Source organism: uncultured Lutibacter sp., assembly GCF_937891065.1.
Taxonomy (GTDB): Bacteria; Bacteroidota; Bacteroidia; order Flavobacteriales; family Flavobacteriaceae; genus Lutibacter.
Map to the genome: position 1 here is coordinate 1 of NZ_CALAEQ010000268.1, position 17,609 is coordinate 17,609.

Consider the following 17,609-nt stretch of genomic DNA (forward strand, 5'->3'; position numbering starts at 1 on the left):
AAGCAACATCTGAAATGGTATGATGAGGAGCACGAAAAGGTCGTTGTCCCATTAATCCAGCATCTTTAACTTTTCCAACTACTGAATGTATTTTGGTGGTTTCTAATGCTTCTTGTAAAGTCATTGGTGGTAAAATAGAAGGCAACCGCTTGCTTAACATGGTTTTTCCACTTCCTGGAGGTCCAATTAATATAATATTATGACCGCCAGCGGCAGCAATTTCCATAGATCTTTTAACAGATTCTTGTCCTTTTACATCTGCAAAATCAAATTCCGGATTGTCTAATTCTTTATTAAACTCTGCTTGTGTATTTATAATAGTTCGTTCTAATTCAGCTTTTTCGTCAAAAAAATTAATTACTTCTAAAATATTTTCTATGCCATACACTTCTAAATCACTAACTATTGCAGCTTCTTTAGCATTCTGTTTGGGTAAAATAAACCCTTTATAACCTTCTTCCTTTGCTTTAATTGCAATTGGTAATGCTCCTTTTATAGGCTGTAAACTTCCATCTAAAGAAAGTTCTCCCATAATTAAATAATCACCTATTTTTTCTGATTTAATTTGATTTGAAGCTGCCAATATTCCAATGGCTAAAGTAAGATCGTAAGCAGAACCCTCTTTACGCATATCAGCAGGTGCCATGTTTATGGTGATTTTTTTGCCAGGAAGTTTGTAACCGTTATTGTTAAGTGCAGCTGAAATTCGGTAACTACTTTCTTTTATTGCATTGTCAGGTAAGCCAACTAGATGATATCCAATGCCTTTATCTATATTTACCTCTACAGTAATAGTAGTGGCTTCAACGCCAAAAACGGCGCTGCCAAAAATTTTCACTAGCATATTTTTTCTTTTTACTTAAAACTTAACAAACATCTTTTTTGTTGAATCTCTTTCAACTAATTCAGTCCTAATAATTTCAGTTTTAATATCGTCAAAATCAATTTTTTCTTCAAGTTTATCAATTAACCTTTTTGCTGCAACTTCACCTGTTGTATGTGCAAAACGATTTACACTAGTTAGTGGAGGTGAACTATATCTAGATAAAATACCGTTTGTAAATCCAACAATAGATATAACTTCAGGAATTTTAATGTTTCTTTTGTTTAAAACCTGTGTTGCTAAAGCGCCGGAGACTTCATCAATGGTAAAAATACCGTCAACTATATTATTATCTAACATTTCATGAATACGTTCAGTTAAACCAACTTCATTTTCTTGTCTTATAATAATACTTTCATTTGGTGTAATGCCGTATTTTGTAAGTGCTTTTAAATATCCTTTTACTCTAAACTTATTTATTTTTAAGCCTTCTGAAGTTGTTATTAGTGCAATATTTTTACATTCAGATCGCATTAAAAAACGGGTAGCTTTATAAGCGCTTTTTATATTATCAGTAACTACTTTATCACAGTTAATATTTTTATGAACTCGGTCATAAAGTACTATAGGTGTTCCTTCTTCCAAAATACTATAAAAATGGTCGAAGTTTTTCTTTTTTAAGGTCTCAATTGAAAGGCAGGCTATAAAACCATCTATGGTTCCGTTTGATAGCATTTCCATGGTGTCTACTTCTTTTTTATAAGATTCATTGGTTATGCATGTAATTATATTGTATCCTCTTTCTGTAGCGACCTTTTCTATACCTCGCAAAACTCTGGCAAAATAATAGGTAAGAATGTTTGGGATGATAATACCTATAGTTTTGGTTTTTTTATTTTGTAAGCTTAAAGCTAAAGTATTGGGTTTATATTTATGTAATTTAGCATATTCTTGAATCTTTTTTTTAGTTTCATCACTAATTTCATAACTATCATTTAAGGCTTTTGATACTGTAGAAATAGAAACAGATAATGCTTTTGCAATTTGCTTTATGGTTATTCTTTTATTCATTTTTTGGTTGGATAGTTAATTTAGTTGAAACATTAATTATTTCTTCTTTATTCATTTTCATTTTTCTGAATTCACCTTTATTATACATTTCAGCCTGATCTTTGTAATGTTTACTAAAAGGATTCCCTGATTGTCCAGTTGGTAAAATACTAATGCTATTTTCAACATCAGAAAAATCAATAATTCTTCTTGTAGAAGGACCTGCATTTACATTATATAAACCAGAATTATTATATTCATAACCTCTGTTGTTAATTACTTCACGAGCGCCATTTATTGGAAAAGGACCAACATTAAAGTAATTTTTTAAGTAAGCTATAGTTCCTAATGGATGAGGATGTTCTAAGGTATGAACTTTTTCCCAATTCCAAGCTGTTATATCATTTCCGAACTGATTTTCCAAAGAGGCAACGGCTTCAACCAAGGATTTTGATAAAATGTTTTTTTTAGTTTCAATTATATTTGTTGTTGAAATATTATCCCACCAAATAGATGTATTTTTTTTAATTTGATTGGCAATAACTCTTTTTGATAAATGTGTATCTAAAAATTGAGTAAATAATTCTTCTCCCATTTCATCTTCAAAAGTATTTTTTAAATATAAGTAAACCAGTTTATTATAGATAGTTGGTGCAACTGCGTCAATAGTATTTGAACCATCCCAAAGCTGTAAAATATCAATAGCTCTTTGTTCATTTTTATTGAAGGAAATATAATCGATATTAGATGCGAAATCTTTAATTACATTTGGTGAAACCGAAGAGGTGACATCATTAATCATGGCAGACATAGTTTTTCTATTCCAATTGTTTTTTGGTTCTAATAATTGTGTAATACGTTTGGCTCTGTCTTCAGGTACATAATAACCAGGGTATAATATATTAGCAATAGTATCAGGCTGATTGTTAGCTGAATATACGAAATTCCAAGATGGATTTTCTGCCATTGGATTTAAATTAAAATCTAAATACTCAACAGGATCATCTTCTCCCGAAGCTCCATCTAAAATAAATTTAGTATTCACATGTGGTTTGTGTTTATATAATTTACCTGCTGCCCACCAAGCTACATTTCCTTTAGCATCACCATACATAATATTTAATCCAGGTGCGTGAATCATGGAAGCTCCTTTTTTAACATCATTCATCTCAGTTGCTCTTGAAATAGCATGAAGTGCACTAAGCATTTTACCTTCAAACTTTGTAAATATCCAAGACATTGCGATAGGTTCGGTTTGTGAAATTGCATCAACTACATCATTCATAATTGGACCGTGACGAGTGCTTCTTATTTCAATAGTTACATCTTCGGCATCTTTTACTTTAATAATTTTGGTGACGGTTTTATAATTTTCGTAACCATCAGGAGTTTTGTATTTGTTGATATCTGTTGGGTGATTTTCTTCTTTGTAAAAATCAATATCATCATTTTCAAACATGGTTAAACCGTAGGCGTAATCTCTATTATGTCCTAATAAAGGAAAAGGAACACCTGCTAAATGATAGCCATACAACTCGTAATTAGGTGTTGAAATATGGGCCTCATACCAAACGGATGGCTGTGAATAACCAATATGTGGATCGTTGGCAAAAAGCACATTTCCCGTTGTTGTTTTTTTTGGAGAAACTACCCAACTATTACTTCCAATAAAAGGAGGTGTGGGGGTGTTTTTCATAATCTCGTTTACGCTTGTAACCATTCTTGAATAACTCTCAATTGTTGGATTAGCATTTTTTATAAGTACTGTATTTGGGCTAATATCTATACCCAATTCTTTTAGATAGTCATTTCCAAGTTTTTCATTTAATACACTTAATAATGGATCTGTTTTTTGAGCCATTGCAAAACTAAATGCCATATAGCCCATTATGTTATAGATATCATTTAATTGGTAGTGTTTTTTTTCAATACCAATTAAAGTGAATTCAATAGGAGTTGGTCCATTATCAATAAACTGATTTACGCCCTTTAAATAGGCTAAAGCCAATTTATAAATTTCATTATTTTTATCTAAATTTTCAATCGACTTTTTTGAAGCTTCTTCAATACCTAAACTCACAAAAAACTGATCGTTCTTAAGCATTTTTTCTCCAAAAATTTCAGATAGCTTGCCTGGTGCAATTCTTCTGATTAATTCCATTTGCCAAAGGCGGTCTTGTGCATGAACATAACCTAATGCTGTAACAGCATCTAATTCATTTTCAGCATAAATATGTGGAACCCCATAATCATCAAAATAAACGGTTGTCTCGTTTGAGATTCCTGACAAGGAAATATCACCTGAATATGTTGGTTTTAGGCTGTTATAATAAATAGTACCACTTATTATTGCAAATACAAGTATAACCGATATTAGGATTAAGAATTTTTTGAAAATTTGCATTAAAAGTAATGATTTTAGATAGTTACTTCAAAGATAGTATTTTATATTGTATATCAAATAGTTGTAAAAGCAATCATATAAAAATATAAACAATACATGAACTGTGAAAAATAAACTAACTGAAAACAGATGAGGTTTTTAATTATTAGAAACTTTGATTGGAGGTGTAGTTTTAAAATTTAGTTTTTTAGTGCCCATTTTTACATTTTCAAGAAAATCTTTACCTGGATCTGTTTTTTTTGTTCTGTAACTTGCGTCTTTTTCTAACCAAAGTTCATGACCTACAAAATTTGTGTATTCATAATGACCAATCAAATACTCAATATTGTATTTTGAAGCAAGATATTTTACCAGTTTCATATTCGATTTTAATTGAGCTTTAGTTAAAGGTTTGTCTTTGGTTCCTCCAACATTTTCTATTCCTATAGCGCAATGGTTAAGGCCAATAACATGTCTTGCCATAGTAGTTTCAGGCATTAATCTATAAATAGTACCATCTTGGTCAACTACAAACTGTGATGAAACGTTTAGTGCACTGGCATTTTTAACATCAGGTCTATGACTTGAAATTTTAGATTGTTCAAATGCTTCAAAAGTTTTTTGTAAAGTAGGAATTGATGTCCAATGCAGCACAATCATTTTAGGTTCAATTATTGATGATTTTTTTTCAATTCCATATCTTTCTTGCATATACTCCAAAGTTAATAACTCCCTTTCATCATCAAAAATGATTGGTTTATCAACTATTTTTGTATTTATTGAACAAGAAATAAATAAGAATGAACTGATAAGAATTATGAAATTTTTCATGTTTAAAATTGGAAAATTAAATTATAAAATAGGTGTATTTTAATAGTACTAAATTAAGGAATTGTTTTAAAAGAGATGCAAGGATAAAATAGATATTTTGAAACGGCAATTAGCTAAATATTTAAATGTTAATTTTTTGGATGTCGTAGAGTTTTATAAAGTAGGATTCGATAAATCTTAATAAAAAAAACACCTACTTTTTTATTAAGAAATCAAAAAATAGCTATTTGTTTAAAATTTTAAAAGAAAAACAATATTAATAATGCGCAAAACCTCATTTTCTATTGAAATATCATTAATAAAAGCAAATGTTATTGGTTAAAAAATATATAATATGTAAAAAATACAGATATTATTCATTTCAAAACTATAAATAATAGCAAAACAGATAAATTAAATAGAATAAATTAGTAGTGTAGCAATAAGCTAGAATTAATAAGAAGAGTATTGAATAAGTTATTTGGGTATCGTATAAAATGAATTATGAAATTGACAATTTTCTTTCTTTTTTTAAATTTGCATCCTTTAATTTGGTTAAAATTAGCTTTAAGCTGATTATATAAAAAATATTTAAAATAGAATAAATGAGTACAACATTATTTGATAAAGTGTGGGATTCACACGTGGTTCGTAAAATAAAAGATGGACCAGACGTATTTTTTATTGACAGACATTTAATTCATGAAGTTACAAGTCCGGTAGCGTTTTTGGGTTTAAAAAGTAGAAACAATACTGTAATATACCCTGAAAGAACTTTCGCTACTGCCGATCATAATACACCAACTATCAACCAACACTTGCCAGTTGAAGATCCTTTATCGGCTAATCAACTAAAAGCCTTAGAAGAAAATTCTGCCGAATGGGGAATTTCTCATTGGGGATTAGGCCATGAAAAGAATGGAATTGTTCACGTTGTAGGTCCAGAATATGGAATTACATTGCCAGGAGCAACAATTGTTTGTGGAGATTCACATACATCTACACACGGAGCATTTGGAGCAATTGCCTTTGGTATTGGTACTTCTGAAGTTGAAATGGTTTTAACTTCGCAATGTATTATGCAGCCAAAACCTAAAAAAATGAGAATTAACATTACTGGTGGTCTTGGAAAAGGTGTTACTCCAAAAGATGTTGCTTTATTCATAATTTCTAAATTAACTACTTCAGGAGCAACAGGATATTTTGTGGAATATTCAGGTGATGTATTTAAGCAAATGTCTATGGAAGGTCGTATGACAGTTTGTAATTTAAGTATTGAAATGGGTGCTCGTGGAGGTATTATTGCTCCAGATGAAAAGACTTTTGAATATGTAAAAGGACGTTTATTTGCTCCTAAAGGTGAAGCTTGGGATACAGCAATGACTTATTGGAAAACATTATCTACTGATGAAGATGCGGTTTTTGATAAAGAATTAACTTTTGATGGAAGTGAAATTGAACCAATGATTACTTATGGTACTAACCCAGGAATGGGAACGGGTATTTCACAAAATATTCCAAATGCTGAAGATGTTGAAGGTGGAGTTGCTACGTACAAAAAATCTTTGGGTTATATGGGTTTTGCTGAAGGTGAAGCAATGATTGGTAAGCATGTGGATTATGTGTTTATTGGGAGTTGTACCAACGGTAGAATTGAAGATTTTAGAGCTTTTGCATCTATTGTAAAAGGAAGAAAAAAAGCAGAAAATATAACAGCGTGGTTAGTTCCAGGTTCACATATTGTTGAAGCTGCAATTAAGGAAGAAGGTTTGTTAGATATTTTCCACGAAGCTGGATTTGTATTACGTGAGCCAGGTTGTTCTGCTTGTTTAGCAATGAACGATGATAAAGTTCCTGCAGGTAAAGTTGCAGTAAGTACTTCAAATAGAAACTTTGAAGGACGACAAGGGCCAGGATCAAAAACATTATTAGCAAGTCCATTGGTTGCTGCGGCTACAGCTGTAACTGGAGTTGTAACAGATCCAAGAACGTTATTATAATTGAAAGATAAAAAATTAAAAAATTCAAGATTTTATGTTGAAGGAGTTGAAAAACAGTCACCCTGAGCTTGTAAAAGGGATATCCTAAAACTAAGAACTTAAAACTACGAAAATGGCTTACGATAAATTCGAAATATTAAAAAGTACCGCAGTTCCATTACCAATTGAAAATGTGGATACAGATCAAATAATACCTGCTCGTTTCTTAAAAGCTACTGAGCGAAAGGGGTTTGGAGACAACCTTTTTAGAGATTGGAGATACAACCCAGACAATACAATAAAAGAAGAATTTGTATTGAATAATCCTGTTTATAAAGGGAAAATTTTAGTAGGAGGCCGGAACTTCGGATCTGGATCTTCAAGAGAACACGCCGCTTGGGCAGTTTATGATTATGGTTTTAGATGTGTAGTCTCTAGTTTTTTTGCTGATATTTTTAGAGGAAATTGTTTAAATATTGGTGTTTTACCTGTTCAGGTAAGTGCTGAGTTTTTAGATATAATTTATAAAGCAATTGAAGCAGATCCAACAACTGAATTGGAAATAAATTTAGGAAATCAGACAATTACAATATTAGAGAGTGGAGAGAAAGAGTCGTTTGATATTAATGACTACAAAAAGGAAAATATGTTAAATGGTTATGATGATATTGACTATTTAACTAAAATGAAAGAAGAAATTCAGGATTTTGCTTCAAAAAGGCCATTCTAATAAAAATTAAATTCAAATAGCTAAATTGTCACATGGAGTGCAGTCGAAATGTCTTGGGCTTCTCTATTAAACTCTAAATGAAAAAATCTTATTTATAAAAGATGAAAAAAAGAAAAATTGAAATAATGGATACTACACTTCGTGATGGAGAACAAACATCAGGAGTGTCTTTTTCTGCAGCTGAAAAATTAACAATTGCTAAGCTATTGGTTGAAGAGCTTCATGTAGATAGAATTGAAGTAGCATCTGCAAGAGTTTCAGAAGGTGAGTTTAATGCCGTGAAAGGTATTACGGAATGGGCAAGCGAGCATGGACATTTAGACAAAGTAGAAATACTAACTTTTGTTGATGGTGGACAATCTTTAGATTGGATGAAAAGGGCGGGAGCAAAAGTTCAAAATTTATTAACAAAAGGCTCTTTAAATCACTTAACTCATCAACTTAAGAAAACACCTGAACAACATTTTTCTGAAATAAAAACAGCTATTGAATCGGCCCAAAAAGAAGGAATAGCAACAAATGTATATTTAGAAGATTGGAGTAATGGAATGCGAAATTCTGAAGAATATGTATTTCAATATTTAGATTTTTTAACAAAACAACCAGTTGTTAGAATTTTATTACCAGATACTTTAGGTGTATTAACACCTTCAGAAACGTATCAATTTTTTTCAAAAATAACAACAAAATATCCGGATATACATTTTGATTTTCACGCTCATAACGATTATGATTTAGGTGTTGCAAATGTGATGGAAGCAATAAAGGCTGGCGCAAAAGGATTGCATTTAACGGTAAACGGAATGGGTGAACGAGCAGGAAATGCTCCTTTAGCTAGTGTTGTGGCTGTTATAAATGATTTTTTTAAGGATGAGGTTAAAATTTCAGTGAAAGAAAAATCATTGTATTCTGTTAGTAAATTAATTGAAGCTTTTTCAGGTTTTGGAGTTCCAGTAAACAAACCTATTGTTGGAGAAAATGTATTTACTCAAACAGCTGGGATTCATGCAGATGGTGATAATAAAAACAATTTATATTTCAATGATTTAATGCCAAAACGTTTTGGTAGAAAACGTCAATATGCATTAGGTAAAACTTCAGGGAAAGCAAATATTGAAAAGAATTTGCAAGAGCTTGGTTTAGAATTGAATAACGAAGATTTAAAAAGGGTGACTCAACGTATTATTGAATTGGGTGATAAAAAGGAATTGGTTACCAAAGAAGATTTACCCTATATTATTTCAGATGTATTGCATAGTAATTTATATGAAGAAAAAATTACAATAGAATCATATGTTCTAACACATTCAAAAGGGTTAAAACCTTCAACAACTGTTGCTGTAAAAATTGATGGTGAATTGTATGAAGAGCATGCACAAGGTGATGGACAGTTTGATGCTTTTATGAATGCACTTGGGAAATTGTATAAAAGAAAGAAAATGATATTGCCAAAATTAGTTGATTATGCCGTTAGAATTCCGCCTGGAAGTACTTCTGATGCTTTGTGTGAAACCATTATTACTTGGGAAACAAAAGATAAGAAATTTGTAACAAGAGGTTTAGATTCAGATCAAACAGTATCAGCAATTAAGGCAACAAAAAAAATGTTAAACATATAAAATAAGAATGAGGCTGTTTATAAGGTAAGATATGTGTGTCACATTGAGCTTGTCGAAATGTTTTAGATTTTTCGACTTTGTTTGAAATGACTTTTTTTACATTTTAGATATTTTCATAATTTTTAAAAAATATTAAAATTTAAAACATGAAATTAAATATAGCACTTTTAGCGGGAGATGGAATTGGGCCTGAGGTAATTAATGAAGCAGTAAAAGTTTGCGATGCTATTGCAACAAAATTTAACCATGAAATTAATTGGATGCCAGCATTAACAGGAGCAGCAGCTATTGATGCTGTTGGAGAACCGTACCCAGATGAAACTCATGAAATTTGTTTAAAAGCAGATGCCGTTTTGTTTGGAGCTATTGGACATCCAAAATATGATAATGATCCTTCGGCAAAAGTACGCCCGGAACAGGGGTTATTGAAAATGCGTAAAAAATTGGGCTTGTTTGCAAATGTTCGTCCAACATTTACATTTCCTTCATTAATTGATAATTCTCCATTAAAAAGAGAACGTATTGAAGGAACCGATTTAGTTTTTTTACGAGAATTAACTGGTGGAATTTACTTTGGAGAAAAAGGTAGAAGAGATGGTGGTGAAACAGCTTTTGACAATTGTGTTTACACTAGATTTGAAGTGCAACGTTTAGCTAAAAAGGGATTTGAATTAGCAATGACGCGTACAAAAAAATTATGTTGTGTTGATAAAGCCAATGTGTTGGAAACTTCAAGATTGTGGAGAGAAACCGTGCAAGCAATGGAAAAAGACTACCCAGAAGTAACTGTTTCGTATGAGTTTGTTGATGCTGTTGCCATGCGTTTAGTTCAATGGCCAAATTCATATGATGTTTTAATTACTGAAAATTTATTTGGAGATATTTTAACCGACGAAGCTTCAGTAATTTCAGGATCTATGGGCTTAATGCCAAGTGCATCGGTAGGAACAGAGAATCAATTATTTGAACCAATTCACGGATCATATCCACAAGCAACAGGGTTAGATATTGCAAATCCATTAGCAACAGTTTTATCTGCAGCGATGATGTTTGAAATGGCTTTTAACTTAAAAGAAGAAGCTGAAGCTATAAAAGCTGTTGTTAATAAATCGTTGGCGGAAGGTATTGTAACAGAAGATTTATCAGGAAAAAATAAAGCTTATAAAACAAGTGAAGTAGGAAATTGGCTGGTAGAAAATATTTAAATAAAATCACTTTTTGAGCAAAAAAAATCAGGGCATTGCCCTGATTTTTTTATTTAATATAATTAGATATTAATTATTAGTTGGCTTTAAATCCATTTTACATTTTGGGCAAGAACCTTCTTTTTCATACGTTTTATCACTTTCGCATTTCATTGGACAAGAAAATGCAACTTTTACTCCTTTTTCTTTTACATCTTTGTTAGCACAACAAGGTTTTGTACAATCTGCTGGGCACTCTTTAGATTCTTTTCCATGTGCGTGTTTATCACTTTTACATTCAGCATGTTTTTTTGCTTTTTTATCTGCGCAACAAGGTTTAGTGCAATCTGCTGAACATTCTTTTCCTTCTTTTTTACACTCAGCTTTTTTGTCGGCACAACAAGGTTTAGTACAATCTGCTGCACATTCTTTTCCTTCTTTTTTGCATTCCGCTTTTTTGTCAGCACAACAAGGTTTTGTACAATCGGCTGCACATTGTTTAACCTCTTTGGTTATTTCTTTAATTACAACTTTTTCTACGTTTTCCTGTGCTGTTGAAATGGCAACAAAACTGAAAACCACTACTAATGATACTATTAATTTTTTCATTTTTTTTTAAATTTTACTAATTAATGTTTATTTGAATTTATTGAACTTTTTTTTATTAATGAAGGTGTTTTTTTGCGAAACTTTTGCTAAAGTAACAAAAGTAACTTAAATATTTATAAATTATTTCATAATGCTGTTTTGAAGTTTAAAAGAGGTGCTCATTTTAAATAAAAAAAGCTCCCTTTTCAGGAAGCTTTTAAAAAAAAATACTATGAAAAGAGTTAAGGAACTTTCTTTCCTCAACGATAAGAATTATAATAAGTTGGACCTCATTCTTGCTATATAAACAGCATATTTTTTTGTTTATTTAATACCTCGAAAATGAAAGTCTCCAGTTTCCATTTTAAAAGTGTAGTCAAAAGAATTATTTAGCATATTAAAGCCTCCAAAATGTTCATCAGAGTTTTGATGTTCATTGTTTAAATGTTGCATCCACTCAGAACTCATATTTTGCATATTTCCATTCATATTAGATTGCCCCATCATATGACCATACATGTTTTCAAAATCAGTACCTGTTAAACAAGTATTTAACATATCGCCATCTTCATATAAATTTAGCATAATTGTAGTGTCAAAATCATCGTTGAAACAATGGACTTCAATTTCATCACCAACCATAGTTACTATCGCTGTTGCAGTACTATTGGATTTTGAGTTTATTGATTTATCTGCTACATCAGTTGTTAAAGTTCCTTCATAAACACCCACAACATCACTATATATTACATCGTCATTTTTAGTACACCCTATGAATAGTATGGTTAGTAGTAAAACTAAAATACTGGCTAATTGTTTGTTTTTTATTGTTTTCATATTTTATTTAATTTAAATGTTTGAATTTCTTAATCTTAATGAATTTACAATCACTGAAACAGAACTAAAACTCATTGCCAATGCCGCAATAATTGGAGATAGTAAAATCCCGAAAAACGGAAAAAACAATCCTGCTGCGATAGGCACTCCTAATACATTATAAGCAAAGGAGAAAAATAAATTTTGTTTGATATTTTTCATAACTGCGTGACTTAAATTTTTCACCTTAACAATGCCCTTTAAATCGCCTTTAACTAAAGTTATATTAGAACTTTCAATAGCAACACCTGTTCCAGTTCCCATAGCTATTCCTACATTAGCTTGCGCCAGAGCAGGAGCATCATTTATTCCATCGCCTGCCATTGCAACAATTTTACCTTCGGCTTGTAATTTTTTAATGAATTCTAATTTGTCTTTAGGCAAACAATTAGCTTTAAAGTTGCTCAAATGCAACTCATCAGCAACTGCCTTGGCTGTATTTTCATTATCACCAGTAAGCATAATCACTTCAATACCACTTGACATTAATTTTTCAATAGCTTCTTTACTTGTAGTTTTAATTGCATCGGAAATACTTACATAACCTACTGCAATATTATTCACAGCAATATAGGATACCGTTTTGCCTAATTTTTGTTCAATTATTGCTTCATTTTTTAATGCGTTGGAAACCTTTATATTTAATTGTATCAATAATTTTTCATTCCCTATAGCAACTTTATTATTATTAACAATACCTGTAATCCCTTTTCCTGCAATTGCTTCAAAATCTGTAGCTTTTACCAATGCAATCTCATTCTTTTTAGCATAATTTACAATAGCTAATGCTAACGGATGCTCACTATATTGATTTAATGATGCGACACTAGTTATTAAACTTTTAGTATTACTTTCAACAGAAAATACTTTTTCAACCGATGGTTTACCTTCTGTAAGTGTTCCTGTTTTATCAGTAATAAGAACAGTTACCTTATTCATTAACTCTAAGGCCTCTGCATTTTTAATTAAAACACCGTTTTGAGCTCCTTTACCAACTCCTACCATTACAGACATTGGAGTGGCTAAACCCAAGGCACAAGGGCAAGCAATAATTAATACTGCAACAGCATTTACAAAAGCATATACCAAAGCAGGATCAGGTCCAAAGTTTGCCCAAATAACAAATGTAATTATTGAAATAATAACAACAATTGGAACAAAGTATTTTGAAATTGTATCTGCAAGTTTTTGAATTGGAGCTTTAGACCGACTTGCATCGCTCACCATTTGAATGATTTGTGATAACAAGGTTTCAGAACCAACTTTTTCAGCCTTCATTATAAACGATTTTGCTCCATTGATGGTTCCTGAACTAACTGTATCAGCTACTTTTTTATCAATAGGAATAGGCTCTCCAGTTATCATAGATTCATCAATAGAACTATCCCCTTCCACAATAACACCATCAACAGGTATTTTTTCTCCGGGTTTCACACGTAATAAATCATCTTTTTTTATGGAATGAATTGACACTATTTTATCTTCACCATTTACCACAATTGTAGCTTCAGAAGGAGCTAGTTTTAATAACTCTTTAATGGCTCCACTAGTTTGGCTATGTGCTTTTGCTTCTAATAATTGACCTAGTAAAACCAAGGTTAAGATTACAGCTGTTGCTTCAAAATACAGTTCTACACCACCCATTTCACCTCTAAATTCTTGAGGAAAAACATTAGGGGAAAGTAATCCAACTATACTAAATATAAATGCTGCACCCGTGCCTATTCCTACTAAAGTAAACATATTTAAATTCCAAGTAATTATAGATTTCCAAGCACGTTCAAAAAACATCCAACAAGTATAAAATACGATAGGAATGGTTAAAAAAAGTTGCAACCAGTCCCAATATATTTGAGACATTAACTTTGGCAATGGATTTGTTGGGATATGCATTGACATTGAAATTAAAAAAACCGGTAATGCAAATACTAATGAAATTTTCATTTTCCAAAGTAAGGAATTGTAAGTTTTGCTTTCGGCAGTTTCTTCTGGCTCTAGAGGCACTAAATCCATTCCGCATTTTGGGCACGAACCAGGTGATTCTTGAATGACCTCAGGATGCATTGGACACGTATATTGAATGCTTTTAATTAATTTTGGTTGTTCCACCAAATCCATCCCACACACAGGGCAATCACCCATTTTATCGTATGTTTTATCTCCCTCACAATGCATTGGGCAATAAAAAGTTCCATTACCTTCTTTTACCTCTATATGTTTATGTTCTTTATTGCTATGGCTGCTTTTTTCATTAGGAATTTCCAGTGTATAATGTAAGCCAGCTTTTAACAAAGCTTCCTGTAGTTTTTCAAGTGAAATATGAGAATTCATTTCAATACCTACTTCATTATTTGCTAAATTGGCTGAAACTTTCTTGACTTCCTTTAGGTTATTTAACGTATTTTCAACATTAGTTTTGCAACCAACACATGTCATTCCAAGTATTTTATATGTATGTTTCATTTTTAATCTGAATTTTTAGTATAAGAAGCTTTTAAAATTCTGAACATAAAAGAGGAATATTTTTATAAAATATTTATTGTGCCTGTGTAAGAAAAGAGAATTAAAGTTCAAGAAAAACAATCAATCAAATTTTTTGCTGAATAACGCCTCTTTTCTTAACATCAGGACTTTTTATTAATGATTATGACCTTTATGAGCATCTTCTTTTTTAGGATCCATTTCTTTTATCTTCATTTTTTTCTCCATTAATTTCATTCCACACTTTGGACACTTACCCTCTTTATCTTTATTTACATCAGGATGCATGGAACAAGTATAAACTTTGGCCATTTTAGAATGATCCATTTTCATTTTTTTTAAATCCATTCCACATTTTGTGCATTCACCGGGCTTATCACTTTTTACATCGGCGTGCATTGGGCACGTGTACATTGCTTTCATTTCCATTTTAGAATGGTCCATTTCCATTTTTGTAGTGTCTTTTTTTATTTTAGAATGATCCATTTCTTGAGCATTCATTGCTGATAGGCTTACTAAAGCTATTACTAAAACAGCTATTAAATTTTTTGTTTTCATCATTTTTTGTTTTTTTAATTTCGTTATCTATTTATACTATAAAGGTCTGATTATTTGCATATAGTGTTGTGCATAATTATGTTTAAATTGTATCTAATTTCCCGCGAAACCCTATGTCTCTATGTTGTGTAGGTGTTATTCCGGTGATTTGTTTAAATTGGCGAGATAAATGTTGTGGACTGCTATAGTTTAGTTCGTATGAAATTTCACTTATCGTTAATTCATTGTAAAAAATCAATTCTTTAACACGTTCTATTTTTTGTTGAATGATATAATTTTCAATGGTGCGTCCTTCTAACTCAGAAAAAATTCTACTCAACTGTCCGTATTCAAGTTCTACATTTAATGCTAAATAGGTTGAATAATTTTGGTTAAATAATTTGTGTCTTCCGTGAAAAATGTTTTCAATAACTAACGTTTTAATTTGATTTACTACTTTGAATTCATACGACTCAACTATTTCAAATCCTTCTTTTTCCAGAATGTTTTTTAATGTATTCATTTCATCTATTGAAAGATTTTTATTGAAATATATTTTGCCCAATTCAACACACTCAAATTTAATTTCATTGATTAACAACTCCTCTTTAACAACTTTTATACAACGGTCGCAAACCATATTTTTCACTATTAATATTGAGTTATTATTTTGCATTTTAACTTTTATTTTTAGATAAACCATTTTAAGAACACTTTAGTAAATGAAAAGTGTTCTTAAAATAATGTTACTCAATTATTGACGTTGTACTTCCGCATTTAAGCATCGCTTCTCCAAAATATGGGTTCTTAATATTCTCATCAACACTTAACCAATAAGCACCTTTATCATTATTTGCCATTGGGCAAAATTGCTTATAAACCTTCTTATTCACACCAAAAGCCTCAACGGATTTTGAAATATCATTTGATAAAGAAATAAAGTATTCTCTTTGCTTTTTTATATCAGTTAGTTTTGAAATTTCATTAGATGAAGTATTCAAGTCCTTTAAAAGAGGCATCCATATAGTATGTGATTTATTATCTTTTAAAAGGCTCATATCGACTTTGTTCAAATTTTCATTAAATATAAATGCAGCATTTTGAGATGCTTTAACATTATCCTTTGTTAAAGCATCTTTTATTGCTAAATAATCTGTGAAAACTGTGCTTAATTGATTCTGAAATTTTGTAGCAACTTTTATTGTTTCTATCACTGCAACTTTTGCTGTTTTCTCTACTTCATTTTCTTCTTGGGTATTTTTAGAATCTTGCATGCCAATATGATTTTCATGTCCCGTAACAACTCTTCCTCCTTCTGGACTCATCATACTTTTTTTACCTTGTAATTGAGCAGCAGCATCAACAGTAAAAGTTCCATTGGTAACAATTTCTTCGTTGGAATTTAATCCCTCTAAAATTTCATAAGAGCTACCAATTTCATTTCCTAAGGTTACATCTCTCAATTCAAAAACAGGTTCTGTACCTGGTATTTTTACATATACAACTGATCTTTTTCCTGTCCATAAAACGGCAGTTTTAGGAACTGTTAATAGAGCTTCATGTTTTTTTGTTACATTTTTTGGTGTTAGAAGCCCTTGAATAAACATTCCAGGTTTTAATGCTCCTTCATTGTTTCTTAATTCAGTTCTTACAATAACAGTTCTAGTTGAAGTATTTAATACCGGATCAATAAATGAAATTTTAGCTTTAATTTCTTTGTTTGGTTCAGCATTGGTTCTAATACTTATTTCATCTCCTATTTTTATTGAAGAAAGTTGTTTTTCATACGCATCAAAATCTGCCCAAACGGTATTTAAATTTGAAATCATTAGTAAACTTTGACCTTCTTTTACATAATTACCTTCTTCAATCATTTTTTTTGTTACAATTCCACTAACATTAGCATATACAGGGAAGTTTGTAATAATACTTTTAGAAGCTTCAATTTTATCAATTTGTTTTTCAGAAAGTTTCCAAAGTTTCAACTTATTTCTAACAGCATTGTACAAGGTTAAATCTTTATTTTTAGATTCTGATGCAGTTAATAGTTCTTTTTGAGCAGTCACTAACTGAGGTGAATATATTAAAGCCAACTGTTGCCCTTGGTACACTTTTTCACCAGTAGAATTTACAAATAGCTTTTCTATTCTACCACCAAAATGAGCCGTTTGAATTGAATTCGTTTTTTCGTTTTCTTTAATTTTACCTGAAAGCATGAAACCACTTTCTTCATTTGTAATACTATTTATTACTGTGGTTTCAATATTTGCTAATGCCAATGCATTTTCAGTCATTTTGAATTGATTCGCTTCTAAACCTTCTGCTGAAGTTTCTGCAGGAATTAAATCCATACCACAAATTGGACAATCACCAGCATCTGGCTGCATAATTTGAGGGTGCATAGAGCAAGTCCATTGTTGATTTTTAGTTTCAGAAATTTCGTGATTGTGAGAATCATCTGGAGTTGAATTGCTTCCAAATAATACATAACCTAATAAGAGTCCACTTATTAGTATTCCGATGTATATTATATATTTTTTCATTGTACT

Annotated in this window: 14 protein-coding genes; 4 read left to right on the plus strand and 10 right to left on the minus strand. The window is 31.0% G+C overall.

Annotated features, from left to right (window positions below):
* From Q0352_RS14140 to Q0352_RS14155, 4 genes are all read right to left on the minus strand, one after another.
* The coding region (locus Q0352_RS14140) for a magnesium chelatase domain-containing protein (protein WP_299528635.1) at window positions 1-844 on the minus strand (844 nt) is incomplete at its 3' end.
* Window positions 845-859: 15 nt separating this feature from the next.
* On the minus strand, window positions 860-1,894 hold the full coding sequence (locus Q0352_RS14145) for a LacI family DNA-binding transcriptional regulator (protein ID WP_299528639.1): 1,035 nt from the start codon (window positions 1,892-1,894) through the stop codon (window positions 860-862).
* On the minus strand, window positions 1,887-4,277 hold the full coding sequence (locus tag Q0352_RS14150; RefSeq protein WP_299528642.1) for a penicillin acylase family protein: 2,391 nt from the start codon (window positions 4,275-4,277) through the stop codon (window positions 1,887-1,889). The genes Q0352_RS14145 and Q0352_RS14150 overlap by 8 nt, the downstream gene beginning before the upstream one ends.
* 138 nt (window positions 4,278-4,415) lie before the next feature.
* Window positions 4,416-5,087: an N-acetylmuramoyl-L-alanine amidase gene (locus tag Q0352_RS14155; protein WP_299528645.1), complete on the minus strand. Its 672-nt coding sequence runs from the start codon at window positions 5,085-5,087 to the stop codon at window positions 4,416-4,418.
* 584 nt (window positions 5,088-5,671) lie between these two features.
* Here Q0352_RS14155 and leuC point away from each other — a divergent pair.
* The 4 genes from leuC to leuB all read left to right on the plus strand — a co-directional run bounded on the left by leuC (window position 5,672) and on the right by leuB (window position 10,599).
* Window positions 5,672-7,066, plus strand: coding sequence for a 3-isopropylmalate dehydratase large subunit (gene leuC / locus Q0352_RS14160; RefSeq protein WP_299528648.1), 1,395 nt, complete (start codon window positions 5,672-5,674; stop codon window positions 7,064-7,066).
* Between the two features lie 112 nt (window positions 7,067-7,178).
* On the plus strand, window positions 7,179-7,775 hold the full coding sequence (gene leuD, locus Q0352_RS14165) for a 3-isopropylmalate dehydratase small subunit (RefSeq protein WP_299528651.1): 597 nt from the start codon (window positions 7,179-7,181) through the stop codon (window positions 7,773-7,775).
* 101 nt (window positions 7,776-7,876) lie between these two features.
* The gene (locus Q0352_RS14170) at window positions 7,877-9,394 is read left to right on the plus strand and encodes an alpha-isopropylmalate synthase regulatory domain-containing protein (protein WP_299528654.1); all 1,518 of its coding nucleotides are present in this window, start codon (window positions 7,877-7,879) and stop codon (window positions 9,392-9,394) included.
* A gap of 146 nt (window positions 9,395-9,540) precedes the next feature.
* Entirely contained in the window at window positions 9,541-10,599 is a 1,059-nt protein-coding gene (gene leuB, locus Q0352_RS14175) for a 3-isopropylmalate dehydrogenase (RefSeq protein ID WP_299528657.1), read from the plus strand.
* A gap of 69 nt (window positions 10,600-10,668) precedes the next feature.
* Here the strand turns inward: leuB and Q0352_RS14180 are convergent, their stop codons facing one another.
* The 6 genes from Q0352_RS14180 to Q0352_RS14205 all read right to left on the minus strand — a co-directional run bounded on the left by Q0352_RS14180 (window position 10,669) and on the right by Q0352_RS14205 (window position 17,603).
* Window positions 10,669-11,187, minus strand: coding sequence for a heavy metal-binding domain-containing protein (locus tag Q0352_RS14180; protein WP_299528660.1), 519 nt, complete (start codon window positions 11,185-11,187; stop codon window positions 10,669-10,671).
* A gap of 303 nt (window positions 11,188-11,490) precedes the next feature.
* The gene (locus Q0352_RS14185) at window positions 11,491-12,003 is read right to left on the minus strand and encodes a hypothetical protein (RefSeq protein WP_299528663.1); all 513 of its coding nucleotides are present in this window, start codon (window positions 12,001-12,003) and stop codon (window positions 11,491-11,493) included.
* Window positions 12,004-12,015: 12 nt separating this feature from the next.
* The gene (locus Q0352_RS14190) at window positions 12,016-14,505 is read right to left on the minus strand and encodes a heavy metal translocating P-type ATPase (protein WP_299528666.1); all 2,490 of its coding nucleotides are present in this window, start codon (window positions 14,503-14,505) and stop codon (window positions 12,016-12,018) included.
* A 174-nt stretch (window positions 14,506-14,679) separates the two neighbouring features.
* A complete protein-coding gene (locus tag Q0352_RS14195; protein ID WP_299528669.1) occupies window positions 14,680-15,084 on the minus strand; it encodes a heavy metal-binding domain-containing protein in 405 nt (134 codons plus the stop codon).
* Between the two features lie 79 nt (window positions 15,085-15,163).
* Complete coding sequence (locus Q0352_RS14200; RefSeq protein ID WP_299528671.1) at window positions 15,164-15,736, minus strand: AraC family transcriptional regulator; 573 nt, start codon at window positions 15,734-15,736, stop codon at window positions 15,164-15,166.
* Window positions 15,737-15,806: 70 nt separating this feature from the next.
* Complete coding sequence (locus Q0352_RS14205) at window positions 15,807-17,603, minus strand: efflux RND transporter periplasmic adaptor subunit (RefSeq protein WP_299528673.1); 1,797 nt, start codon at window positions 17,601-17,603, stop codon at window positions 15,807-15,809.
* Window positions 17,604-17,609 lie beyond the last annotated feature (6 nt).